This window comes from Polynucleobacter wuianus, assembly GCF_001659725.1.
GTDB lineage: Bacteria > Pseudomonadota > Gammaproteobacteria > Burkholderiales > Burkholderiaceae > Polynucleobacter > Polynucleobacter wuianus.
In genome coordinates this window covers 1,207,361-1,232,370 of the sequence record NZ_CP015922.1, presented here as the reverse complement: position 1 = coordinate 1,232,370, position 25,010 = coordinate 1,207,361, and the positions used below count along the sequence as shown (strand labels likewise).

The window sequence follows — 25,010 nt, the reverse complement described above, 5'->3', positions numbered from 1 at the left end:
GAAAGTCATCAAAGAAGGCGATATATGAAATTGAAATGTCTTTACATGTTCTTGAGCCTTATTCTCAGCACCATGGCATATGCGCAACCTTCAATGGATGTCAACAGCCCTTCAGATTATTTGATGCTGACAACAGAGCAACAGGAGATCTACCTGCGCAGATATCTCAAGGCAAACGCTGAACTAGCCGCTACTTGTCAGCCTCAATATGACCTGCAAAGATCAAATGACTATTTTGTCAGGTGGATAAACCATAATCCACAATTTTTAAGAAGAAATCTAACCTCGGCATTTACGGCGGCGTTAATGGATTCTTGTAAGGGGCAATAATTGGAATATCACTTCAAAACCAAATTCAAATCCAATTCCGAATCTGATGCACTCAATTATCAATCATTAATCTTCCTTATTTTGCAATGGGCTTGAAATGAATCTAAAACACATATCGCTGATTGGTATATGCCTGGTTGTGGCTGGCTTATCAGCTTGTAGCACCGCCCCTTCCTCGGTGAGTGAGCTCAATAAGGCGCCTGTAAAAGTCAAAATCATTGCGATGAACGATTTTCATGGATATCTCAATAGATCGGACAATGCAGAGCTTTTTCTAATAGATCCTGATAATCCTAAGAAGGTTGCTAAAGTCAAGGTCGGTGGTGCACCCTATATTGCCTCTTTAGTCAAAAAGCTGAAAGCTGAAAATCCGAATTCCATCGTGGTGGGTGCCGGAGATTTTGTTGGCGCTTCTCCAGCCATCTCCTCGTTTACTCAGGATGAAGCAACGATTAATGTGATGGGTGAGATTGGGCTTGAAGTCTCGGCAGTAGGAAATCATGAATTTGATCGAGGCAAGACTGAATTAATGCGCTTGCAAAATGGCGGCTGTGCACCAGGCAAAGTGATCGGTAAAGAAACTTGCATCAAGAATAATACTTTTAATGGTGCGCAATTTCAGTACCTTGCTGCCAATGTGATCGATGACGATACAAACAAGACTTTATTTCCGTCTACCTATATCAAATCGTTTAATGGTGTGCGCATCGGTTTTGTAGGGCTCACTTTGCGGGGAACCCCAAAGGCAACGCGCGGGGCACTCGGTTTGAGTTTTAATGATGAAATCGAGGTCATTAATGAACATGCGGCTCGCTTTAAGGCCCAGGGCATCGAGGCAGTGGTGGTATTGATTCATCAGGGTGGTGGCACTACTGCGGCTACTTTGAATGATCAAACTTGTCCTGGTCTTTCGGGAGAAATTCTGCCTATCGTGCACGGCTTAAAAAATGTGGATGTTGTTGTTAGCGGACATACCCACCGTGAATATGTCTGTAAAGATCAACAAACTGGTATTTTGCTAACACAGGCAAACTATTACGGTAATGTGGTGACAGATATCAATTTGCTTATTGAGCCAGGTAAGGGGGTGCTTGATAAAAAAGCCAACAGTCTTCCCGTGATCAATGATCAAAATAAGAAGATTCCTAGAGGCTATACCGCCTTGAAGCCAGACCCCGCTATACAGAGAGAAGTTGCCCTGTATGACGACCTTTCACAAAAGAAACGCGCTGTGATTCAAGGCTATATCGCTGCACCTTTGCCAATGGTGACCATTGAGGGAACAACAGCCCGCAATAATAATGTGGAGCACTTGATGGGGGATGTGATTGCAGATGCCTATTTGGCTAGTGCCCCAAAAGAGGCAAAAGCGGATATTGCCTTACTGAATCCTGGAGGAGTGCGCTCTGGTATCAATAAAGCTGGTGCAGTGTCTTACGATAACCTCTTTAGTATTGCCCCCTTTGGCAACAATTTGTTTTATGTTGACCTCACGGGAGAACAACTGATTCGCTTGCTCGAAGAGCAATGGGAAGGCGCTAATTGCCGGAACAAACCGCTCAAGAAAAACGGTGTCAATATGTGCGGTAGGCTATTGCAACCGAGCTCTACTCTGACCTATTCTTGGGATGTCACCCGCGGACCCGGAAAAGATTTTGGCAAGGGTAATTTGGTATTAGTCGATACCGTCAGGATAGGCCCTAATCAAGAGCCATTGGATTTGAAGAAAAAATATCGCGTGGTAACGAATTCATTTTTAGCTGAGGATGGTGGGGATAACTTTACGGTATTTAAGCAGGGAACAGGATTGCAGGATATGGGTGTAGTCGATATTGATGCCATGGTCCATTACTTTAATCAATACCCAGCCTCTTCACCAATGCCGCCTCCAAAACGTCGTATACAGTGTGCTACTTGCCCTAAATTTTATTAAATAGAATTTTTAGAACATTCATAAATTACCTACTTCCTTAGTAAATAATGCGATGGATTTATACCGGCCTGTGGGGAATGTTTCTGATCATGATAAGTGCGACGGCTCTTTCGTCGCAAACAGTGCTTGAGCAAATTAAAGGTGGGGCTGAAAGTGCCCAACAACAATGCTTTATGAAAATTCACTTTGATACGATTCAATACCAAGATTGTATCGATGAGCTCGCTGAGCGTCAGATGAATTCTTCCCCCCAAAAGCTAGGCACTTATTACTTTGCGTATGTTGGGGCCATGGATGCTGTACGTACTGGAATGTATGGCTCCTATAACACTGCTTGGTATTTTCTCCAGCGCTTTCGTAAAATTCAGCGAACGCTTGGGATTGATGACCGCAGTTTATGTACCACGGTTCCTGGTAACTGCGACATACGTTTAAGTCAAATTGAGCAAATGCGCAAAATGCCTCAGCCAGCCCCAATTGACACGGATGGTGGCACTCCCAAAGAAAAACAGACTCATTAGGCGATTACCCATGCAAGAAAAACCCCATCCTACTCGACGCCACTTCCTTCAATTTATTGCAGGCTCGCCAGCGCCCATTTTTTTATCTGGATTATTGGGCTCCTCATTCCTTGCAGCATGCAAATCTGAGTCAAACAATACCGTTGCTCCCAAGTCAATTGACTATGTCAAAAACTCCGAAGAGGCTGCTGCTCTTGTGCTCATGCTTGCTAAACAAGCCAGTGATAGCGGTACGTTTGGTGTGGGCGGTGCAATGATTGAAAATGCTAGCGGCAAAGTGATTAAGACGATGCACAACCAAGTGCTAGTGCGCTTAGGAAATAATCTTGGCCCATTGTCAAACACGCCATACACTCAAGATCCTACAGCGCATGGTGAGCGTCAGTTGATCAGTTGGTACTATCAACATGTCGCTGCGCTAAAACTCCCTCCACCGGAGCAATTAACCATTGTCACATCCTTAGATCCATGCGCTATGTGCGCTGGTTCGATTACTACCGCTGGTTTTAATGCTGCTGTGGTGGCCTATGATGCTTACGCTGGTATCAACTATAACGAAAAAGCTAATTACCCCGGATTGCCCTCAGGCATTCGCCAAAAGCTATTAGATACCTTTGGATTTTATGGCGTTGCTGGTGGAAGGCAATACCTCGGAGCGCAACATACGCTTTATCAAGATACTTTAGTGAGTCCCAGTACAGCGAGCGGGTGTCTTACAGTGTTCGAAGATAGCGCTAGTCAAGTGCGTCAATCAAGCTCAGGCTCTGGATTAAATCCTAGCAATCTTGCTGATCAAATGGTGGACCCCGCTCTTTCACCGATGAAGGAGGCTTACGCCTCATCATTTGCCGATGCCTTTAGCATCCGATTGAAAAACTATAGACGACCCGATCAAGCGCTAAAAAATTTTTTAATTCGACTTAAAAATAGTACACCCAATGCCAGAAATGCCGTTGCCTTCATTGACTATTACGGCAATTTATTAATGGCTTCTGCCGACAGGTTTGACATCAGCCCCATTTCTACTGCTTTCATGTTGACAGTACAACAGTACTCTCAACTGAGATTTCAATTCATCAACGATCCACAGCATTCCTTGAATGCACAAAAGTCGCTGACCTCCCCTCGATATGGCACCTTTGTGTTTCTATACGCCCCGAGCGCTGATGACACGACGACATTAAAAGACCTAGGCGCTTATGGATCAACGATGGAGGGTGTCATCCCAGTCAAACAACCTAGTCATTTTCAATATTTTCTCGAGCCAGAATTGGGAACGATTGAAGATTTACGTGCTTTGATTAAGGCCATGCCCCCATTTTATTGGGAGCTGGTCAATATCAATCCACAAAAGGTAGTTGTCTAGGTACATTCTTCATATAGAACGGAGTATATTTTTTAAATGACCTCTACTTCAAGGCGAGAATTTTTAAAGCTAGCCACCATTGCTGGGGTGAATATCTATTTTTCTACCCTGAGCTCAAAAGTATTCTCTAGCACTCTAAGTGAGAATCATTTTTCGGCTGTTGCTGAATATGGCAAGACACCTAATGCTGATCAATATCGGATTGATGGCATAGCTAAGGTGACGGGTGCTAAAGTATTCGCGCGTGATGTCAGGGCAAAAGATTTGGAAGGATGGCCCTCTCAGCAAGCCTATGGATTCATATTAAGGATTAATCAGGCTGATAGAGCATACCTAGGCATGGATCTGAGCACAGTAAGTGATGACATGAAACCGATTCGAATCATTACTGCTCGGGATTTAGCAAAAGATAAGATTGATTTCCCAGCCTTTTATGGAAAAGACATGCTGTTACCTGAGGGCAAAGTCGCTCCACTCTTAGGTCAGCCAGTTGCTATATTGATTTTTGATCAATATGAAAAATTTAGACAGTGCAAAAAATTATTGCAGTTTAATGAGACTATTTTTAAATATGGTCCAGTGGTGGGTCCTTTGAAAAAAGATCCATGGGCATCATTTCGTTCGGTGCGGATTGCTGGAGCAACTCCTGAGGCGAATGATATTTTTTCAAGTCTCAAAAATAATCGCATTCAAAATAAAGGCTATTCAAATCAGGAGCCACTTTGGCCAAAGGGGAATATTCAAGGTGATGCAAGTGAGCAGGGGATGTACTATGCCCAGCAGATCCAGGATGAGCTCGCCAATCCCTCAAGTGAATACTTGGTCATAGAAAGAGAATTTAAAACGCAATCGACCGACGCGTTTACGATGGAAACAGAGAACGCCAATTGCTGGTATGACTCCTCATCAAAATCTTTGCACATGGTAGTCTCAGTCCAAAATCCCAACGAAACAATGACCAGTGCTGTGGAGATGTTGAAGGGATCTGCTTTTGCGCTGAAAGATTTGTATATTTATCCAAGCTATACGGTAGGCTACGGTTCAAAAGACTCTTCAAATCATACTTTTTATGTGTTGCTGGCCTCGCTGTACGCTCAAGGTTTACCGGTGCGTATTGCGCTCGACCGTTATGAGAATTTTCAAGCTGCACTCAAACGCCATCCTTACGATATACGTTATAAGCTTGCCGTCAATCGAAATACTGGAAAGTTTGCCTCTCTGCAGGCGCAGATTGAGTCAAATGGCGGGGGCAGACCAAGCTTTTCACCTTACGTCTTGCCACAATCTACGATCCAAGCAGGCGGTATTTATTATTATCCAAAAAGTGATTTGTGCGGTACGGTGAAATCTTCACGCGCAATGGATGCCAGTGCGATTCGGGGATTTGGCTCCTTGCAAACGGTTGGCTCAATGGAAATGATGGTTGATGAGATTGCCACCATTCTTGGTCAGGATCCCATAGATTTTCGTCTGAACAATGTCATGCTGACGGGCATGAAAACATCTCAAGGTGCGATCCCATCGGGGCAGAATCGGGCGATCGAGGTATTACAGCAGGCAAAAAAACAGGTGATTTGGCAGGAGCGGTATGCTCGGAAAGCAAGTTTTGAGAAAGCCAACCCTGGAAAATCCTATGGAGTAGGGTTTGGCTGTGCACAAAAAAGTTTTGGGACTGGGCGGGAAGCGGCATTTGCCAAAATTGAAATCAGTCCAGATGGGCGCATCTGCGTTTTTCATCCGGGCATCGAAATGGGTACAGGTCTGGCAACTACCCAAGCTGTCATTTGTGAGCAATGGCTCGGCCAAGCGGCGCATGAGGTAAAGCTAGGCATTACCGATTGGGCAGATCTTCCCATGGAGAGCATGGGAAATGCAAACACCAATCAGCAATCCCAAGAAGATGATTGGTCTCGTACTAATCCTCGCTGGACGCCAAACTATGTGTCGTCTTCTGGCGCTACTAACACAGCGTATTACTTAACCCACGCTACCAAAGAAGCGGGGTATATGATTTTCCGTTTTGGTTTATGGCCAGCAGCTTTAGCGATTTGGGGTCAAGGGATTAATGGGGGTCAGCTGAGCACTACACAACCTAAGCTTGAGCAAGCAAGGTGGGTGAGCGGCTGTTTAACAGCGACTGGTTTAGAGCCTTTATCTCTCAACAGACTCGCTCACAAAGCCCATGAATTAGGGCTGGTCACCGGTTCAGTTGTTCATACCTTTAACCGCTGGCAATGGGCCGAGGCCGAGTTCAAGGTGGCCGGGAATACATTTTGGCGACCCATTGATGGGCTATCCCTGCGCTATGGGAACGCCAAAAATCCACACGCTTATCACTTCATTAAGAGAAATCGGGTGCAGTATCCAGCGGTAGACAGAGTGCGGGGCGCAATGACTTTGTTCTGTGTGATCGGCAGTTTGGTAGAGCTATCGGTAGATAAGAAAAGTGGCGCTGTCGAGGTTCTCAACCACCACTCCATTGTGGAGTGCGGAAATGTCATGATTCCTCAGCTGGTAAGCGGTCAAATGTCTGGAGCGATGGCTATGGGGATTGGGCATGCCTTAATGGAATATCTACCGCTATATGAAGATGGACCAGGCAAGGGAAATTGGAATTTAGACCGCTACTCCATCCCGCGCGCATCTGATGTTGCAGTATGGTCACAAAGCCATGAAATGCTTCCGCCCTTAAGTGATACTGATCCGCCGAAAGGCATGGCTGAGGTGGCTATCATTCCAATTGTCCCTGCCATAGCCAATGCAGTGGCATTTGCTACGGGAAAACGTTTTTATGACCTCCCCATCACAGCAGAAAAAATGATAGGGGCCCCGTTATGAGTGAAGAACTGATGCCATTCAATCTCAATGTCAATGGTAAGGCGATTGAGACAGCTTTAGTGCCGGCTTCGCTCAATATGATTGAGTTTTTGCATGAGTATTTAAACTTAACGGGCTCTCGTCTGGGATGTGGGCAGGGACTATGTCAGGCTTGTACTGTCATTGTTGATAATCCTGATGGTAGCAGTACTGAATCCATCACTTGTTTAGTGCCTGCCATTGCTTTTAACGGCAAGAGTATTCGCACTATCGAAGGTCATGGCAAGAGAGATGCAAAGGGCCAGTTAACGGCGATCTCACCTGTCCAGCAAGCATTTTTGGAAAATTATAGTTTCCAATGTGGCTATTGCACGCCCGGTTTTGTTAATGCGGCTACGGTCTTAATCGAGTCATTACAAAAACACCCCATCCCAAAATCGCATGTTGAAAAAACGGTTATGGAAAGCCTCAATGGCCATATCTGCCGCTGCACAGGATATGTTCAATATTACCGTGCGATCAAAGAACTTATTTTAAAAACCCCAGGCCTTACTGTTTAATGATCAAGTCTGCAATATTGGCTATTGACTATTGATGACTAGGTGGTACAGGTGCTATGGGTAGCATGGGTAGCATGGGTGGGGTTAGTTGATTTTGCAGTTTCTGGTGTTGTGACTCCACTACCGTCCATAACTCTCCGCCCTTGGGAGTAATGAAAATATCGATCATGACTGCCTCTTGCTGACCAGAATTGACGCCCGCCATTTTTTTACCCGCAGGCATGGCATAACAAGCTCCTGCAGGAGCACGCTGCGGCGCCGCACCCTCTAAGTAGAGGGTCATTTCGCCTGAGATCACACAGGTGCTACCGCTAGAGGGATGCTGATGAATCGGGGTTCTCGTGCCGCTGGGTCTGATGGTTTTCATGATAACGATGTCATTGCCAGATGGGTGGGTTTGATGCAGTAGCAAGGCCTCGCTTGCCTTAACAACTGTGCCGGGAGGAGTCGTATCGTTGATCATTTCTTGGGACTGAGGTTCTGCCTGAGCCAAGCTACAACTTGAATAAAGCACCCAGAGCGCTAAAGAGAAGGGAGTAGATTTTATGATCATTAAAATTTAGTGCTGATCGGGGGTCATATTACCGCCCAGGCTTTTGGGATAGTGCCAATGGTATTTATAGATCAATATTCTCAAGCAGGCGATGAGGATCACACTTAATATCAAGCTGATATAGACAGGCACAGCGGTATATTCAAAATGATTGGAGATCATCAGACCGCCTACCAAGAATAAGGCACCTACGATGGCAGCCTCTTCATAGATCACGCCCTTAAAGGTACTGGGCTCTTGATTAATCACGATATCGCGCAACATACCACCGCCGGCACAAGTGAGGGCCGCACAAATGGGAGCCCAAAACCAGGGTAGTCCAGCAGAAATCGAAATCACTGCACCCGTAATGGCGAGCATGGAGAACCCTAAAATATCAGCATATTTTTTAATAGTTTTAAAGGTTTTACTTTGCGGAGCATCCTCATACATCAGCACAATGACCGTTGTAATGAGCACCACAATCAAAATGCCCAAGGGATAGGTAATATCTTTTACGTAATAAAAGGGCAGGCGATCACCGCCAATAATCAGGTCTCTAAGGGTGCCACCGCCTACGCCAGATAAAAATGCCAGGATGAGACGTCCCCATAAGTCGTAATGACGATTGATCGCTTCTAGTACTCCAGAGAGCGCAAAGGTAAACACCCCTAAGTACACCAAGACTTTAAAAGCGAGCATGCCCGTGATACTAGTTGCATAAAATTTTGTTGCTTGTGTTAATGGAGTAGATTTGCCATCTGCCTTCTTGAGTTCATTCCAAATCTCATAAGTCCACAAATGACCTGGTGCTTTTTTGTCATCAACTTTGGCCAGTAAGAGGTTTACCTCTGAATAGTATTTACTCAAATCCAGCAAGCCAAATTGATCGGGGCTACTTGGAATCGTTCCCAAAATCGATTCAAGCATGTGATGCTGATGTTCTTTATTCAATTTCGGTGCCATCCGCTCAATAGTTTCAACGGCTAGCGTGGGGGCAATACGAGCCTCAGCCCAGCCCTGGCGTAAGGCTTTGACTAAACGCACCAGCTGTTCACGGAAAATAGGTGACTTTAAACGCTCTGTAGACACGTATAAACCATCTTCAATATGCGCAATCTGAAATAAATCAGGACTAATCACGATCAAATCGCTTGCAGGTACGCCAGCAGCCAGAATCTGCCAATACTCGTTATAAGTCATGATGGTGGCACAAGCTACTTTTCCATCTACCAGATCTTGGCCATTGGGAGCTTGTTTTACCAGCTCTACCGATTCTGGTGGAATGGAGAGCAGCTGGATCATTTTTTTCACCAAGGCTTCATCACCGACTTCCCAAACACCCACTTTTTTCCCAACCATATCTTGCGGGGTAAAAACACCCGCGCTAATGCGACACGCAACCGCCAAGGAAGAACCGGAAAAAATTTGCGCTACGTTACTGACTGATTTCTGGTCATTAGACAGGTTATAGGCGTTGCTCAGCCAAGACACCGCGACATCCGCGCGACCTTCCTGGATTTCGGTAATGGGATTGATGTTCGAGCCCCCTTCCACCAAGGTGACATTGAGCCCTTCATTTTTAAAATGTTTGCGAATTTCGGCAATATAAAATCCCGCAAATTGCGCTTGGTGATACCAGGCAAGCTGAACCCGAATCGGGTCGGATATTTTTTCTTGGGCTTGAACGTTTGTTGATAGGCCAATTAAGCCTAATAAGACCAGTAAAAGATGGCAATATAAACGGAATGATTTCATTGAAAAAAGGGGGCTTAGAAAAGCAAATGCAGTTAATGGATCACTTTTGATAGTATCAAATTGAGGTCTTGGGAAGCCAAGATAGCGGCATCACTTGGTATAAACCCATGAAAAATGGGATTGAGGGCAAATAAAACCATTAATTACGTCCAAATGAATATGGCTTGGCTTATTGGCAGGCTTGCATTCTGTTGTGGTGCTTCATTTTGGGGCTAAGTCAGATTAGGGGATTCTCTCAGGCCTGCCGAATGTTGGCGATTTTGAGCTGTCGAGGTAGGGTGGGGCAGATTATTGAATCAAGATCAGTTAAATCAAGGCGATCTATTTTATTGAGCACTGCATCCGCCGATTACTCCGTCCCTTGCTAGTACCATTGAGTATGGAGTGAAGCTTAAGCATTTAGTTTGCAAAAGCAATCATGCTTAATCAATGTTCAATGTTCAATGTTCAATGATCAAGACGAATATCATTATGTAGCTTTATTACGGGGCCTCTAGGTGTTAAAAGAAAACTATTTTTTATTAGCGGCTCGCGACGAGCTGGCAGCATTTAAAGAACTCCTATTAGAAAATAAACTGATATTTACTTTTCTATTGTTGGGATTTTTAGCAGGCCTCTATCTGATAGACCCAATTGCGGGAAGTCAGATTCGCATGGCGATTTCGGGAGAAGAATCGGGCTACTCCTTGATCGCGCAAAAACAAGCACAGTTCTTAAAAGATAAAGGCATTTCGCTGAGCACTCAAAATTCCCCAAGCTCGATGCAAAGTGCCCAGATGCTGGCAAGTGGGACAGACGGTGTGAATGCGGCATTGATTCAGGGGGGTGTACTGAGTTCAGAGCTAGCTGACAAGCTCCAATCACTCGGTAGCGTCGATTTTGAGCCAGTGTGGATTTTTCAACGCAAGGGTTTGGCCAACCGAACCGACAGACTAAAAGATTTGGCGCGCCTCAGAGTGGGCGTAGGCCCTAGCCAAAGTGGTACCTGGACGATCGCTAAAAAAATATTCTTACTCAATGGGATTGATATAGAGTCCGCCCAAAATTTTAAGGTTGGCAGTTATGAAAGTAATTTATCGGATCTGTTAGCGGGTGAACTTGATGTGGTAATCAATGTGAATCCCGCAATCGATCCCATTGTGATGCGTTTATTGCATGAGCCTGAGATTGAGTTATTTGAGCTAACGCATGCCGCGGCTTATGACATTCAACTGCCATTTGTAAAGGTAGTTACTTTACCTGCTGCCGCCATTGATATAGCCAGGCAGATTCCTCCTAAGGATATTTCACTGCTTGCCACAACAACTAACCTGGCCGTCAGTAAGGATCTTCATCCTGGCTTACAAATGGTGTTGCTGATGGCCGCCAAAGAGGCGCAACGCAGCTCGAGAAGTTTATTTTTAAGCAGCGAAGAAAAATTTCCTGCCTATCTCGATTTAACCATTCCGATTAGCGCTACTGCATCGAGTTACTACGATTATGGCGTTCCCCAAACCATGCGCTATTTACCCTTTTGGTTAGCGGCGTTTATTGACCGAATTTGGGTATACATTCTCTCGGTGCTGGCGATCATTATTCCGCTCTCTCAGCTCAATATCAATTTAAGAGCAATTCGGTTCCGGATTCGAATCGAAAAAATCTTGCGCGAGGTATTGCAATACGAGCGTGATATAGCCCAAGCTCCTCTTACTGCAGAACGCCGATTGGCCATCACCAAGAGATTAGGTGAGATACGAAAGGCAGAGGCGCAGTATCGAGTACCCTCAGGATGCGAATCAGATTATCTGGACTTTCTGGAGCGCCTATCTGAAACGCGTTCGCAGTTAGATTAATTAGCCACACCATATGAGGATTTCGTCTTACATTATCTGGGCTACGCTCTCTGGATGGATTTACTCCTTCAGTGTATTTGGGCAAAATGCCCCGGAAGATCAGCCCTTATCTAGCGCGCAGCCACTGAGTACGCAGCTACTAATTACGCAGCCTTTCCAGCTCGAGTTTGCTCCCCTTGGATCAGTCAATATCTCTGCCGTTGTGAGTGGTATCGGTATGGCGCAAACCAACGCTGTACCGAACGACTATCATGCCTATGCTGATCTCGCTAATGCGCAGCTCGTACTACAAAAAGAGACTGGCCTAATACAGTTTTATCTGCAAGGGGGTTACTATTCAACTCCTTCCTTAGGTACGACTTATCAGCGCGCCAGCCTGCAAACCAAAGAAAGTTTTGGTGTATTGCCTTTAGCTTCGGTCTCCGTAGTACCGGATACGCACTGGCGCTTGAGTGCCGGCAAAATCAATTCCTTTGGCGGTTATGAAAATACCTTCACCTATCAAAATAGCAATATTGACCGCGGGCTGCTTTGGAATCAAACGAGCAATGTCAGCAAAGGATTTGAAGTTTCCTATCGGGAGGGTGCACTCTCGAGTGCGATCACGTTAAATGATGGTTTCTATTCCAATCAACTCAGTTGGATGGGGGCTTCACTCGGCTATCAGCTCAATGCCCGCAGCGATGCCAGTATGGTGTGGACTGGCGCAATTAAAGCGAACTCCACTAATACTTTTATCACGCCACTCTTTCAAAATAATTCTCAGATCTTCAACGCTATTTATAGTTATCGCGCTGATCATTGGAGTGTGACGCCCTATTTGCAATATACGTATGTCCCGGCCAATCCCTCGATTGGTATTTTGAGCAGCGCGCAGACCATGGGAGCGGCTGTGTTGACTAGCTATCAGGTCACGCGTTCCGCAACCGGCGGCTTTACGCTCCCCTTGAGGCTAGAGTACATCGGCTCGGGCAATAAAACCCAAGTCAATACCCCCAATCTCTTGTATGGACCTAGGAGCGCCGCTTGGTCGGCGACAATTACGCCGACCTATCAGTATCAGCGTACTTTTATTCGTGGTGAACTTTCCTACGTTCAAGCTGTTAAAACAAGCGCAGGTCAAGCATTTGGAGCTGCGGGGAATGCCACAAATCAGGCGCGCATCATGCTGGAAATGGGCTTTTTGTATTAGTATCAACAACGTGGTATCAACAACGCAGTATCAAGAACGATTATTTGAAGCTGGGCAATGTTTATCTAAAGCTTCAGTCTTCTAGCCATGCAATCGCAGTAAGTGCATTCGTTTTTGACTGCTAGCCCCTCGAATGCAGCCCCTGCTTTTTTGAGGGTAGTCACACCAAGGTCGGTCTGTTTTAATTTTTTATACCAACATTGGAGAAGATCGGCCGCATTAAGTGCCTCATGTGGATTAAAGTGAGTGGGATCATTAATGTTGGAGGAGGTTATTAACGCATCCTCAAGCCATCCAATCAGTTCATCACGCTCTGGCCCGCTTAAAGTTAAACCTTTTTTCTCCCAAACAAGGCTATTTAATTCCCACCACGATTTTGGTTGATTGCGGGTATAGGCAAGCGCAATATGTTTTATCTTCTCAACTCTCTGTGTATCTTTAACAAGTAGCGCAAGATCAATTGCTCTATTAAGAAATGTCCAGGTTTGGTAATTTTCCGTTGATAGACAGCCCTCCACCGTGCATATGTAACCATCAATAGCGCACTGAGAAAGTTCACGTGGTAGCGTAATTTTCGCTTTGTCAGGGTGCTCATGATTCCAAATGCAACCAATATCTACGGCTAAATCAGCATATCGAGCTTGAAGAACGGGGTAAGGTGTTTGCTTTGAGCGAGCCTTCCAGTACTCAATTACCTCTAGCGAAATACTTTTGGCATCCGGACTATTTACCATTTCGCCAGTTGCTGTTCCGTAGGAGAAAATGGGCCAAAATAACCACCCCATGGGCTGCGGTCTTTACCGCGCATCGGTGTGAATTGAAATCCAAGAACCTCTGCCTGGTAGCCTAGGCGCTCATCATCGGTAAGTTCCGTTTTATTTATTAGTTGGTTAAGTTCACCAAAAAGCTCGAATGTATCGAAGGGCTTGAGCAGCGTCTCAATGTCGGCAAGTTTTGTGGCGACAGCTGGTGGAATGACAACGGGCATATTGGATGGTTAATTTTGGATAAAGCCTCACTCACAGTGACCCCAATAAGGATTCATGGCTTGCCTATTGAGCGCCTTGTTCTTGGGTTATTTAGGCCTTCCTAACTGGAGCCGATGCATCTATTCCTTCAATTTCAATAAATGCCATTCCATTTTTCTCAATTACTTTTGCATATGGGGCGTACAGGTATTGATAGAGGTAGTTATATTCGGCTTGAATCCATGTGCCACCACCATTAAATTTAAAAACAGTGCTGGTATTGTGAAACCCGTTTATTGCCCCGGAAAGATAGCCTTCTTCTAGAACCATAGAACCCTTAGTTTCTTAAATTTTAGAATAATCTGGTGAAAAATGATCATTCCCTGTTATTCCCTGTTCCCAAATCGTGGCTTTGGTCGGATGGCTATATATTTAGGGGGTTGGCCGTCTGTTTTGGGAAAAATCAGGCCCATTTTTACCGAAATACCCTGTTAATTTCCCTGTTAGCAGGGCGTTATACAAAGACAATATGGGCGCTGACTACACCCACCGCCAAGCAATACCTAAACCACCTTCGGGTGGTTTTTTTATGGTTAGGGCTGATAAGATCTTTTATAACTAATTTCATAAAGGCATTCGAATGTCCCGCCGTGATTTTTTAAAAAAAACGATTGTTGGTTCAGCAGCCATAGCAGGCACCAATGGATTTGCAATTAGTGAAGCTCACGCAGCCTCTGAAAAATCAAACTTACAGCTCAAAGCAACTGAGATATCTAATCAATTATTTGCCGATGATGGTTTGTCAATTCCGATTGCTACAAAACCGACCGTTTCCAATTTGGCAAAAGGACTAGATCGGACAATGGTGCTCGGTGGTGGTGGGGAGTATTACATTGCCTGGTATTGCGGATTTTTCTATGGCCTATATGAAGCTGGGCTGGATATGGCCAATATGCCTGAAATGGTTGTTGGTACTTCTGCTGGGTCTTACATGGGCTCATCACTACTCTCAGGTGAGTTTTACCGTCTGCGAACAGAATTTGATTTTTTCGGTAAGTTTCCGGAAATATTCTCTAAGATAGCACCAGTAGCAACTCCAAACATCAGTCAACTAAGAGCTGATAAGGTGAATATGAGTGCTACGGATGGCAGTATTGAAACACGCAGAATCATTGGTGCCGCAGCACTAGCTGCTGACAATAAATTAAACAGTGATCGTATTGAAAAGCTAGCAGCTTTATTAACCGGTGATAGCAAAAAAAGTTGGCCACCAAAAAGAATGTTTACTACCGGAATTGATTGCTACACAGGAGAGCGATTGGTTGTAGGTCAGCAAACGGCCAAGAAGAACAACATTGCTCTAGCGCACGGAGCGGCAGCCAGTAGTTCACTGCCTGGTGTTGCTGGGCCAACATTGCTGGGCCAGCGCTATGTCATGGATGGAGGGATATGTTCCAATCCTGCCCACGTGGACTTGGTAGCGGGTTCAAAAAGAGCTTTGATCATCACATTAACCAATGGCATTACAGGAGCAATTCTGACAACGATTCCTCATCCGATTACTCAAAACATTAAAGACGTTGAAGCAACAGGCACAAAAGTAAAGTGGATTGTTGCTGGCACCCCAGCAGGGGTCGATTTGCTTGATCCAAAGCAGATCGCAGGTGCCTTGCGAACAGGGTATGATCGAGCAAAAGTAGAGGCATCAAAAATTAAAGAATTTTGGGCTTAAATTTTTTTCTAATCAAAGGGTTTTATGAAACAACAATCACCCTGTAATTGTTTAAAGACCTTTGCTTATCAAGATTGCTCTGGAACTCGCTCCTCTATAATCCATTAATACTCGATTCACTTATTTCAATGGGCTGTTTATGAAAATCTTCAAAGTCTGTTTTACTTCCCTTTTGTTTGTATTTTCAGTCCAAGTGTTTGCCGATAATTCAACGGTTTATTTCAATGGCGATATTCTCACCATGGAGGGTGATAAGCCACAGTATGTTGAAGCAATTGTGGTGAAGGATAAAAAAATTACCTTTACCGGCAATATGCGAGATGCTTTAAATCAAGCTGGAGTTAATCCAACGATGCGGGATTTAAAAGGGCAAACGATGTTGCCAGGATTTATCGATGCCTGGGGCCACTTCACCTTGATTGCACAAAATACCTTGGCAGTGAATTTGGGATATTTCTCAAAAAAGCCGCCTCATACAACCCAGGAGTTAATTGGTCGATTAAAAGCCGAGGCTCGTCCATTTAATGACTGGATTATTGGCGCCGAGTACGCAGATGCCTTTTTGACTGATGGGCCTTTGACTATTGCGGATTTAGACAGCGCATTCCCCGATCAGCCAGTATTCATCAACAATATTTCGACTCTGACTGGCATCGTAAATACTGCGGGGCTTAAAAAACTTGGATTTACTAAGGCTACCAAAGTGTCGCAAGGAATGCTTCCAGTGGATCCAAAAACGGGAGAGTTAACCGGTGAATTGATAGGTGAACCAAACTTTATTGCGACAGCAAAGGTGTTTGGAAAATTTCCCCGCGACTTAACCATGGAAACTTATCGCAAGGCGGAAAGAATTTATGCTTCTAATGGTTTCACCACTGCGCAAAGTTATGAGACCACGGTGGAGGATATTCAAAACATGCGATTGTCTGTAGATCGCAGGGTAATTAGTTTAGATTTGATTGCATTGCCAACCTATGATGTGGTTGATCAGTTATTAGCTACCAACCCTAAGTATCCTTTTGGTGTCTATACAGAAGGTGATGGCGGCTTTAAGGTAGCAGGCATCCTGGTTTCTACTGACGGTGCACCACAATTAAAGTTGGCATATTTCAGCAAGCCTTATGCAGATACAACTGGGTTTCCAAAGGATTGGCGTGGCTTAGATGCATCCCCACCAGATCTTGTTAATCGCTACGCGAAATTGGCCTATCAGAAAAATATTCAGTACTTTGGCTATTCCAACGGTGATGCAGGTATTGATATCACCCTTTCCGCAATTGCTAAAGCAATTCGCGAGACGGGCATTACTGAAGATCGCAGAACTGCAATTGCACATTCCTTTTTTGTTCGCAATGACCAACTAGATCTGTATAAGAGCAACAAAATTATTCCCCAATTTATGCCTAATCACATCTGGATGTATGGAGATGTATATAAAAAGATCTTAGGGGAGGAGAGGGCTAACAATATGGTTCCTATGGCTTGGGCTAAGGCAAAAGGTTTGCATGCGGGCCTACATAACGATACCCCTTCTTCAGGACCAAGCGCCATGTTTACCATCTGGACTGCTGTTAATCGCCAAACCTATGGTGGGGATGCATTAGGTGCCGACCAGTGCACCGATCCTTATACAGCCTTACGTGGTTTTACTGCTGTTCCTGCTTACATGTACAAGGAAGAAGCAAACAAGGGCAGCATTACCGCCGGAAAGCTTGCTGATTTAGTTGTGCTTGATCACAATCCTTTAAAGGTTGATCCAATGCAAATTAAAGACATTCAGGTAACGGAAACCATAAAGGGTGGTAAGCAGTTGTATGTTCATCAGCAATAAATGTTTTTCAGACTCCCCACATATCCCAAACACGATTTTTACTAAATGACCTTAAAAATTATGAATAAGTCCTTGCGAATTGCAACAAACCTTCTTTTTGCCCTCAGTCTTTTGTATGGAAATGCATATGCAGCTGATCCAACGCTAGAACCTTCTGCAACTTTTACCCTAGACATTAAAGCATTGACAATGTTCTCTGGTGAATCTGCTGTTCCATTGTCCAAAGGTGTGCTTACGTTTCAGGGCAAGCAATACCCATTTACAGTTCTTGCAGTAACGATGGGTAATCGTTTCGGTGAAGCTGAACTAAAAGCAACGGGTTATGTGTACGGAATGAAAGACATTTCTCAATTTGAGGGCTCTTACTTTCAAATTGGTGGCGGTATTAAGCCAGATGATGCCTTGGAAACTGTTACCGTTAAAAATGAAAAAGGGGTGATTGCAATGGTAAGCGGCAAGCTGACTGCGCCAATGTGGTTTCCTTCCACGGGAGCAGTTGTCAAGTTAACGAAGTAATTTATTGGTTGTAAGGGCATTGGATTAATTGCCCTTACTTTGCGACTCTTCATTAATTATTCATATGAAAATTTTCAAAATCATTGGTCTTGCCATATTGATGGCGCTAACATCTAGTCTTGCGCAGGCACAAGAAAGTGCATCTACCCCCGGGGGAGTTGATAAAGAGGGGATTGCTAAAAAGTTAGCCAATCCAATTGCTAATATGATCTCCGTTCCGCTTCAGTACGAATTTAGCCGAGGCATTGGCGCCAATCAAGGGGGCTCAGAGCAAACCCTTTTATTTCAGCCGGTCGCTCCTTTTGATCTTGGCGGCGGGGATACATTTATTCTGCGACCGATTGTTGCGGGAGTGAGAGAAGTAAGTGTGCAAGGTGCCAGTGGACAACCCTTTTCTGGTTACGGTATTGCCAGTGTCACCATCGAATCTTTTTATGCCCCCAATACTAATTCTTCATGGATTTGGGGTGTTGGGCCATATGCTGTGTCCCCATCAGGTAATAGCGGTAAGTTTGGCTCTCAACAAACTGGTGCCGGTATCACAGGCGTTGTCCTAAATCGTCATGGCCCATGGACTTATGGTCTTCTTGGGTATCAATCATGGAACGTAGGCGGTAATCCAACTTTTGGCACGCAAAATAATTTATATGGCCAACCGTTTGTTGCTTATACGACCAAGGATGCCTGGACCTATACAGTCAATATGGAAGCGCAATATAACTATGACTCTCATCGCACCTCTAATCCTCTCTATACGGGTGTTTCAAAATTAATGGTTTTTGATGGCGTTCCAATTCAATTTGCGGCCGGCCCAATGTATTACATTAGCAACGTGCCGGGCGGACCTTCAGGTTGGGGTGCTCGTGCTACAGCAACATTAGTCATTTTGAAGTAATTTTATTTATCTGGACTGGCATCTTTTAATGGCCTTTCACTTTTATAAGAGGTTTTCTATGAAACGCATGATTCGCATTGCACTTTTATCCGCAGGCTTAATTGCTGCTCATCCAGCGGCTTTTGCTGCCCAGGCTGCAGACACCATTTTTTATGGCGGTCCAATATTAACTGTCAATGCGAAGAATGAAGTGGCGCAAGCACTGGCCGTTCAAAATGGCAAGATTGTGGCGGTAGGCCCAAAGGATGCTGTAACCAAAGAGTGGCGTGCAAACAGCACTAAGGTGATTGATCTCAAAGGTCAAACGCTGATGCCGGGTTTTGTAGAGCCCCACATTCATATTGTGATGACAGCGATGACAGAAGTGCTTTGGCTTAATCTGTCGAACTTCACTCCTCAATACGACACTATTGATACGCTTAGTCAAAAACTCAAGGCAAGATTAAAGACTCTGCCAAAGGGACAATGGTTGGGCGCTTTTGGTGTGGATCCATCCCGCACGCAACCATTTATGGCCGAATTGACTGCGGATGTATTGGATAAAGTCTCGACAGAGGTGCCAATTGCAGTCATGAATCAATCGGGCCATATTCTGTATGTGAACCATAAGGCGCTTGAGGTTGCCGGCATTACTGATAAAACTCCAAATCCTGGGGATGGCGGTATTTACATGAAGGATGCTCAGGGTCGCTTAACGGGTGTGGTTGTTGAGCCATCAGCAATTTTGTCTATTCTGAAGCATGCGCCTGCACCTACCGATGCTGAATTAGCAGCAGCCATGCAAAAAACAGCCAAGATGATTGCTTCAAAAGGGGTAACAACCTCAGCGGAAATCACCTTGGGTTTGATGTTGGGTTTAGATAATGAAGTAAAGCTCTTTAATACTCTGGTTCATAGCGATAATTTTCCATTGCGGGTTAGAGCATATTTGTATGGCCCATTATTGGCTGATGGCATGCATGGTTTAAAGCCAAATGATGGTGATGACAAGTTGCGTTATGTGGGCGTGAAGTTTGTCTCTGACGGTTCTACTCAAGGTATCACCGCAGCCTTAAATGATCCCTATATTTATCCTAAAGGGACTCAATTTCGAGGTAATTTAGATTACGCCGATGATCAAATTTATAAGATGACTAAGCCGGTCTTTGATCAAGGCTGGCAGATTGCCACCCATGCAAATGGAGATCGTACGATTGAGCAAACCCTTAATACTTATTCAAAGTTATTAGCCAATTCGCCTGATCCTAAAGCACGCCGCTTGCGTATTGAGCATTTCACAATCAACACTCCAGAGCAAGTCAAGCGTGCGGTGAAGTTGGGCGTGATTCCAGGCTTTACGATTGGGCACGTAGATTACTGGGGTGAAGCATTTCATGACAAGATCGTAGGTCCAGAGCGTGCTGATCGTATTGATCCGTCAGGCTCATTCAAAAAAGAAGGTGGACGCTTTGCTTACCATAGCGATTCTCCAGTCTCTAATGTGGGTCCTTTGAACTATATTTCTGAAGGTGCTGGTCGCCTATGGCAAAAAGCACCACGCAAAGTGCTTGGACCAGATGAGCGTGTCACCGTGGATGATGCGATTCGGGCTGTAACCATTAATGCAGCTTATGAAATGTTCTCTGACGATAAAGTTGGCAGTCTTGAAGTAGGTAAGCAAGCTGACTTGGTAGTGCTATCGGCAAATCCTAAAAAGACACCGGTTGATGAAATCCGCAATATTCAAGTGAAGGAAACTTGGATTGATGGCAAAAAGCAGGCTTGGTAATAAAGCAATTTCTTAAGGAAAAATATGATTTATGCAATTTTATTAATGGATCGTCCAGGTACAGCAGATCTGCGAGTGCAAATTCGTCCTGAGCATCGCGCTTACTTAGCGCAGCAAGCTGATCGTATGGCCTTTGCCGGACCACTCACATCAGAAGATGGCAAAACAGTTGTTGGCAGCCTGTTGGCATTGGACTTTCCAAACCGAGCAGCCGTAGATGCCTGGTTAAAAGACGAGCCCTATACCAAGGCAGGTGTTTATGAAAAACCAGTGATTCATGCATTTAACAATATGTGGGCACAGAAGGCTGGATTTCCTCCTGCTTAATTGATCTAGACCAGGCTCTTTGAAGGGTTGATACTTTTGGTATATCATTAGTTGATATAGTTTGGGGATGAAAGATTCTGGCATCTCTAACTTACTGGACTTACATCACCAGGTAATCGATCAAGAGGATGGGTATTGGGTGAAGATTGAGGCATGGCAGGTGGACGCTACAACCGCAATTCCACATGGAATTCGATATTCCCTTACTTTGCATAAGCCCAGTGGTTTAAGAATCATGGGTTATGACAACGCTCATGCGGTAAGGGTACCGTTTGGCTATTCTGGTAGAAAGTTCCCTTATGACCATAAGCATCGATCTCCAAATGATCAGGGCATTCGATATGATTTTAAAGATGCCCATCAATTGCTAAGTGATTTCTTTATTGATGTAGATAAAGTTTTAAGGGCGGACAAAGGTAAATGAAAGTAATCAAGATTGGCATTGCATCACAAGAAGATATTCGCAAGCGCATGCTTGCAATTGCAAGTGGAAAATTAAAGGCCAAAAGTAGCGACCCCAAAATTTGGTTTACATCAATGCGATCTCTTGCTCAGGTATTGAGCGATGAAAACCGTGCGCTTTTGGAAGTGATTCGCTCATCTAAGCCAGTTTCAGTAACAGAGTTGGCTGACCTGACTGGCCGTAAACAAGGAAATCTTTCCCGAACATTGAAGACAATGTCGAATTACGGGCTTGTGAAAATGAAAAAGCAGGATAGGGCATTAATGCCCATAGCCTGCGGTGATCGTATTGAGATTTTTGTCTAATTTAAATTGGTTTGATCTGAACCTTTTTGAACTTGACAACTCCACCAGCAGATTGCAGGGCAATAGGGCCTTCTGCAAATTTACTGTCTTGCCCATCAGCAACAGTCACTACACCATTGAGTGTGACCTTGAAGTGTGAGCCATTGGCGACAATTTCCATGACATTCCAGCGTCCGCCCGCCTTAGGAACAGCATTCACTTTGGCGACATCCACAATTGCGCCAGTGGCATAGGCTTGCTCAGGACGAGTATCCCAAATATTGACTTCATAAGAAGTCGCTGCGGAGACTTTATTGGGGTCCTGGCAGCGAATAAAGATGCCGCTATTGGTGTCTGATTCAGCCCAGAATTCTGCTCTGATCACAAAGTTCTTATATGACTTCGTACTGACTAAGAATCCATTCGGTTTGTTGCCTTCAACAACTCCGTTGCCAATAAGCCAGCTCGCATTGCCGATGATATTCCAACCACTCAAACTAATCCCATCGATCAAGTCTACAAAACCATCTTGATTTTGAGCAAAAGCTAAATTACCAAATAGGGCAGTATGTAAGCAGAAAGCTAGTGAGGCTATGAGCTTTAGGGATGATTTCATAAGGTCTCCAGTGGGTTTATATTATTTGTTCTGTGATAATTTCATTGTTACTGATATTCATAGGTAAATACAAGTAGATGCTCCCCCTCAAAAACCCTAAGATCCAAAAATGGAGCCTTCGCATAGCGGGGGCGTTCATTTGCTTGACCGTCTTGTTTTGGGGAGCATACCATTTATTTGTTCCTGGATTCGTCCAAAAGGCTGCAGCCCAGTATGGTGAAAAGCTTGGTTATGAGATTGCTTATCAGGATATAAGACTTTCACCTTTGCGTTTACAAATTGAAATTGATGGTCTGCATTTGGCCAAAGAGGGTGGTAGCAAGTTAGTTGAATTTAAGAGACTACTGATTAACCTGAAATGGACCAAGCTAGTCCTTGGAGAAATTGGGTTTGATGAAATCATCCTGGATGAACCTAAGTTACTGCTAGAGAAGCGCGTAAATAAAAAGCAGGGCGCAATACCAAACGGCTGGAACTGGCAAGAGTTTATCCATGCGCTGCAAAAAAATCTCCCACCTAAGGATCCCAATCAAGCCCAAAAGCCATTGAAGATTTCTGTAGATGAGTTTTTAGTTAGTGGCGCAACCCTTGATTTGGTCGATGAAGCTAGCAAGCTGAAAGAAGCACTCAAGCCGTTTTCAATCAAGTTGCTTGATGTCGCTAACTATGACCAAAATGGTCTGGTGTCGGGAGTGCGTGGTCAGTACGACTTTAATCTTGGCTCGTTGCAGCTTTTAATTCCTGGGGTAAATAAGACACTGGCTTTTAATCATGTGAGTTTGGCTGGAGGATTAGACAATCCAAGCTCCAACATACTGGGAGTTCAACTGGATCTCAAGCTTGATGAAGGAAAAATTCTTTCGCACTGGGATTTGAATACCGCCTCTAAAGCGCTAGAAGGAAAGGTGAAGATTGAAAATATTGCCACTGCCCCAATGATTGCTTTCTTGCCTGCTAATAAAGAATTGGTCGGCAATAGTGGACTTCTGAATGCAGAGCTGGTAGTGAAACTAACCCATGAGGCCGACATTTATTCTGGAAATGCGCAAATTGCAAACTTAGCTATTTTGGAAAAAGGCGAAAAGACGCCTCTCGTTACATGGGATAGCGCTGACATTCGTCAATTTGAATATAAGATTAGTAACAAAGCTGGCAGTCAGTCCACCAGCCTTGTGATGGATGAAGTGATTGTTGAGCATCCAGCACTTTGTTTTGAAATCAATGCGCAGGGGCTGTCGAACTTCCGCAGATTGTTCTCTAAACCCAAGAGCGATGACTCGCCTAATACTGATGGCGTGGCGGTTACTCAGGATCAGCCTGCGAGTCAGACCAAGAGTCTGTTTGACCTCGATATTCGCTCAGTCAATCTGAGATCTGGAGAAGTGTTCTTTACGGATTTGGCAATGAAGCCAAACTTTAAAGTCGATGTCAAAAAGTTTAATGCGACCTTTCTGGGGGTGAGCAACGCTCCTGGCCGTTTTGCTTCCATTGCAATGGATGGGGTGGTGGCAAACTCGGGCAGCATGCGCGCAAAAGGCCAAGCTTCATTTGATGATCCGCGTCGCAATCATGACATCTTGATGAGTTTTAAAAACTTGCCCCTCACTACTTTTAATCCAGCAGTCATGACTTATGCAGGTTATCAAATTACAGGTGGCAATCTCAATCTCAATCTCAATTACCGCGCCAAAAATGGTCAACTGAATGGCAGCAATCAAATCATCATTAAGAATGTGCAGCTTGGTGATGAAGTTCCTGACTTTCAGGGAAAGAAATTGCCCCTAGGTTTAGCAATTGCTTTGTTGGAAGACTCAGATGACACCATCGATGTCACCATTCGTATTGCGGGTAATGTGGATTCACCACAATTTAGTGCGAGTGGCTTGGTTTGGCAGGCCATTACCAATGTACTGACTAATGTAGCTACTGCGCCATTCAGGGCCTTGGCTTTTATATTGGGCATGGGTGGAGATGAAGGTGTTAATGCAGTACTGGGTGAAGCCGTGTTCTTGCCAGAAGATCAAGAGCGCCTTGAAAAATTTGGTGAGTATTTGGTCAAGCGCCCGAATTCCACCTTAGAAATTATTGGTACTTACGATCCTGTAAAAGATAAACAAGAGTTGGCGAGGGTAAAAGCGGATAGTGCGATCTTGAAAGATGCTGGCTTTAAGTTGCAAGAAGGTGAGCCTGTGCCATTACCCAGTTTGTCCGATCCCCGTGTGCAATCTGGTTTAAAAGCGGCTTATGCGCAATACATTGGCCGCATCAAGTTGGGCCAAAGATTATTAATGCTCCCTGATGGTGAAGCTCGTAATGAACAACTTCATTCGGAGCTGATTGCCGGGATTGAAATTAGCGATGCTGAACTGAAAACACTTGCCAAGAATCGTGCTCAAAATGCCTATGCCATGATGCTCAAGGAAAACCCAAGCCTGAAGGATCGAATTGCGGTGGGTGAAGTTAAACCCGTTGAGGCAGGCAAAGAGGGCGTTCCCCTCGATGTTGAGCTCAGAATCAAGTAGACTTGAGCCATGAATTCGACAAAACTGCGCCTCCCCCTTATTTCCGTACTTTTAGCCAGCATCTCTTTGGTGGCTTGTGGCTCGATTGAGCAAGCAGCTCAAGATGACTGCACCTCCATTGGCTGGAATATCGGTAGCAAGGGCTATGAAGATTGCTACAAGGCAAGGCTCTATGAGCGTAAGCTGGATTACTCCTTGCCCCCTGGAGATAAGCCATCTCCATCCCTTCTCTAATTAGGGTTTACCC

Annotated in this window: 24 protein-coding genes; 18 read left to right on the top strand and 6 right to left on the bottom strand. The window is 44.7% G+C overall.

What is annotated here, in order from left to right; genetic code table 11:
- Positions 1-24 precede the first annotated feature (24 nt).
- The 6 genes from A8O14_RS06390 to A8O14_RS06365 all read left to right on the top strand — a co-directional run bounded on the left by A8O14_RS06390 (position 25) and on the right by A8O14_RS06365 (position 7,527).
- Positions 25-330 carry a hypothetical protein gene (locus tag A8O14_RS06390; RefSeq protein ID WP_068948745.1) on the top strand — a complete coding sequence of 102 codons (306 nt, stop codon included), beginning with the start codon at positions 25-27 and terminating at the stop codon, positions 328-330.
- A gap of 97 nt (positions 331-427) precedes the next feature.
- A complete protein-coding gene (locus A8O14_RS06385) occupies positions 428-2,263 on the top strand; it encodes a bifunctional metallophosphatase/5'-nucleotidase (RefSeq protein ID WP_068948744.1) in 1,836 nt (611 codons plus the stop codon).
- Between the two features lie 89 nt (positions 2,264-2,352).
- The gene (locus A8O14_RS06380) at positions 2,353-2,784 is read left to right on the top strand and encodes a hypothetical protein (RefSeq protein WP_161484817.1); all 432 of its coding nucleotides are present in this window, start codon (positions 2,353-2,355) and stop codon (positions 2,782-2,784) included.
- A gap of 10 nt (positions 2,785-2,794) precedes the next feature.
- Complete coding sequence (locus A8O14_RS06375) at positions 2,795-4,150, top strand: deaminase (RefSeq protein ID WP_161484816.1); 1,356 nt, start codon at positions 2,795-2,797, stop codon at positions 4,148-4,150.
- Between the two features lie 36 nt (positions 4,151-4,186).
- Complete coding sequence (locus tag A8O14_RS06370) at positions 4,187-6,988, top strand: xanthine dehydrogenase family protein molybdopterin-binding subunit (RefSeq protein WP_068948742.1); 2,802 nt, start codon at positions 4,187-4,189, stop codon at positions 6,986-6,988.
- Positions 6,985-7,527, top strand: coding sequence for a (2Fe-2S)-binding protein (locus A8O14_RS06365; RefSeq protein WP_068948741.1), 543 nt, complete (start codon positions 6,985-6,987; stop codon positions 7,525-7,527). The genes A8O14_RS06370 and A8O14_RS06365 overlap by 4 nt, the downstream gene beginning before the upstream one ends.
- Positions 7,528-7,555: 28 nt before the next feature.
- On the opposite strand, the gene A8O14_RS06360 is transcribed toward A8O14_RS06365, so the two are convergent.
- A complete protein-coding gene (locus tag A8O14_RS06360) occupies positions 7,556-8,080 on the bottom strand; it encodes a cupin domain-containing protein (protein WP_068948740.1) in 525 nt (174 codons plus the stop codon).
- Between the two features lie 6 nt (positions 8,081-8,086).
- Positions 8,087-9,817, bottom strand: a complete 1,731-nt coding sequence (locus A8O14_RS06355; RefSeq protein ID WP_068948739.1) for a TRIC cation channel family protein — start codon at positions 9,815-9,817, stop codon at positions 8,087-8,089.
- A gap of 497 nt (positions 9,818-10,314) precedes the next feature.
- On the opposite strand from A8O14_RS06355, the gene A8O14_RS06350 reads away from it, so the two are divergent.
- Together A8O14_RS06350 and A8O14_RS06345 are read left to right on the top strand one after the other, a co-directional pair.
- Positions 10,315-11,649, top strand: a complete 1,335-nt coding sequence (locus tag A8O14_RS06350; protein ID WP_068948738.1) for a TAXI family TRAP transporter solute-binding subunit — start codon at positions 10,315-10,317, stop codon at positions 11,647-11,649.
- A 13-nt stretch (positions 11,650-11,662) separates the two neighbouring features.
- Positions 11,663-12,841 carry an outer membrane beta-barrel protein gene (locus A8O14_RS06345; RefSeq protein ID WP_068948737.1) on the top strand — a complete coding sequence of 393 codons (1,179 nt, stop codon included), beginning with the start codon at positions 11,663-11,665 and terminating at the stop codon, positions 12,839-12,841.
- A 65-nt stretch (positions 12,842-12,906) separates the two neighbouring features.
- On the opposite strand, the gene A8O14_RS06340 is transcribed toward A8O14_RS06345, so the two are convergent.
- From A8O14_RS06340 to A8O14_RS06330, 3 genes are all read right to left on the bottom strand, one after another.
- Positions 12,907-13,575: a hypothetical protein gene (locus A8O14_RS06340; RefSeq protein ID WP_068948736.1), complete on the bottom strand. Its 669-nt coding sequence runs from the start codon at positions 13,573-13,575 to the stop codon at positions 12,907-12,909.
- Complete coding sequence (locus tag A8O14_RS06335) at positions 13,569-13,829, bottom strand: hypothetical protein (RefSeq protein WP_068948735.1); 261 nt, start codon at positions 13,827-13,829, stop codon at positions 13,569-13,571. The genes A8O14_RS06340 and A8O14_RS06335 overlap by 7 nt, the downstream gene beginning before the upstream one ends.
- A gap of 91 nt (positions 13,830-13,920) precedes the next feature.
- Positions 13,921-14,139, bottom strand: coding sequence for a hypothetical protein (locus tag A8O14_RS06330; RefSeq protein WP_068948734.1), 219 nt, complete (start codon positions 14,137-14,139; stop codon positions 13,921-13,923).
- Positions 14,140-14,449: 310 nt separating this feature from the next.
- Here A8O14_RS06330 and A8O14_RS06325 point away from each other — a divergent pair, with 310 nt between their 5' ends.
- The 8 genes from A8O14_RS06325 to A8O14_RS06290 all read left to right on the top strand — a co-directional run bounded on the left by A8O14_RS06325 (position 14,450) and on the right by A8O14_RS06290 (position 21,646).
- Positions 14,450-15,541 carry a patatin-like phospholipase family protein gene (locus A8O14_RS06325; protein WP_068948733.1) on the top strand — a complete coding sequence of 364 codons (1,092 nt, stop codon included), beginning with the start codon at positions 14,450-14,452 and terminating at the stop codon, positions 15,539-15,541.
- A 139-nt stretch (positions 15,542-15,680) separates the two neighbouring features.
- Positions 15,681-17,372, top strand: coding sequence for an amidohydrolase (locus A8O14_RS06320; RefSeq protein WP_068948732.1), 1,692 nt, complete (start codon positions 15,681-15,683; stop codon positions 17,370-17,372).
- A 45-nt stretch (positions 17,373-17,417) separates the two neighbouring features.
- Complete coding sequence (locus tag A8O14_RS06315; RefSeq protein WP_145915341.1) at positions 17,418-17,888, top strand: hypothetical protein; 471 nt, start codon at positions 17,418-17,420, stop codon at positions 17,886-17,888.
- A 64-nt stretch (positions 17,889-17,952) separates the two neighbouring features.
- Positions 17,953-18,783, top strand: a complete 831-nt coding sequence (locus tag A8O14_RS06310) for a hypothetical protein (protein WP_068948730.1) — start codon at positions 17,953-17,955, stop codon at positions 18,781-18,783.
- A gap of 58 nt (positions 18,784-18,841) precedes the next feature.
- Complete coding sequence (locus A8O14_RS06305) at positions 18,842-20,551, top strand: amidohydrolase (RefSeq protein ID WP_068948729.1); 1,710 nt, start codon at positions 18,842-18,844, stop codon at positions 20,549-20,551.
- A 24-nt stretch (positions 20,552-20,575) separates the two neighbouring features.
- The gene (locus A8O14_RS06300; RefSeq protein WP_068948728.1) at positions 20,576-20,878 is read left to right on the top strand and encodes a YciI family protein; all 303 of its coding nucleotides are present in this window, start codon (positions 20,576-20,578) and stop codon (positions 20,876-20,878) included.
- 67 nt (positions 20,879-20,945) lie between these two features.
- On the top strand, positions 20,946-21,302 hold the full coding sequence (locus tag A8O14_RS06295; RefSeq protein WP_068948727.1) for a toxin-antitoxin system TumE family protein: 357 nt from the start codon (positions 20,946-20,948) through the stop codon (positions 21,300-21,302).
- On the top strand, positions 21,299-21,646 hold the full coding sequence (locus A8O14_RS06290; RefSeq protein ID WP_068948726.1) for an HVO_A0114 family putative DNA-binding protein: 348 nt from the start codon (positions 21,299-21,301) through the stop codon (positions 21,644-21,646). Before A8O14_RS06295 ends, A8O14_RS06290 begins: the two co-directional genes overlap by 4 nt.
- Position 21,647: 1 nt before the next feature.
- On the opposite strand, the gene A8O14_RS06285 is transcribed toward A8O14_RS06290, so the two are convergent.
- The gene (locus A8O14_RS06285; protein ID WP_068948725.1) at positions 21,648-22,241 is read right to left on the bottom strand and encodes a 3-keto-disaccharide hydrolase; all 594 of its coding nucleotides are present in this window, start codon (positions 22,239-22,241) and stop codon (positions 21,648-21,650) included.
- Positions 22,242-22,318: 77 nt separating this feature from the next.
- On the opposite strand from A8O14_RS06285, the gene A8O14_RS06280 reads away from it, so the two are divergent.
- Both A8O14_RS06280 and A8O14_RS06275 read left to right on the top strand, forming a co-directional pair.
- Positions 22,319-24,763 carry a DUF748 domain-containing protein gene (locus A8O14_RS06280; protein WP_068948724.1) on the top strand — a complete coding sequence of 815 codons (2,445 nt, stop codon included), beginning with the start codon at positions 22,319-22,321 and terminating at the stop codon, positions 24,761-24,763.
- Between the two features lie 9 nt (positions 24,764-24,772).
- Positions 24,773-24,997 (top strand): hypothetical protein, encoded by a 225-nt coding sequence (locus tag A8O14_RS06275; RefSeq protein ID WP_068948723.1) that lies wholly within the window; start codon positions 24,773-24,775, stop codon positions 24,995-24,997.
- Positions 24,998-25,010 lie beyond the last annotated feature (13 nt).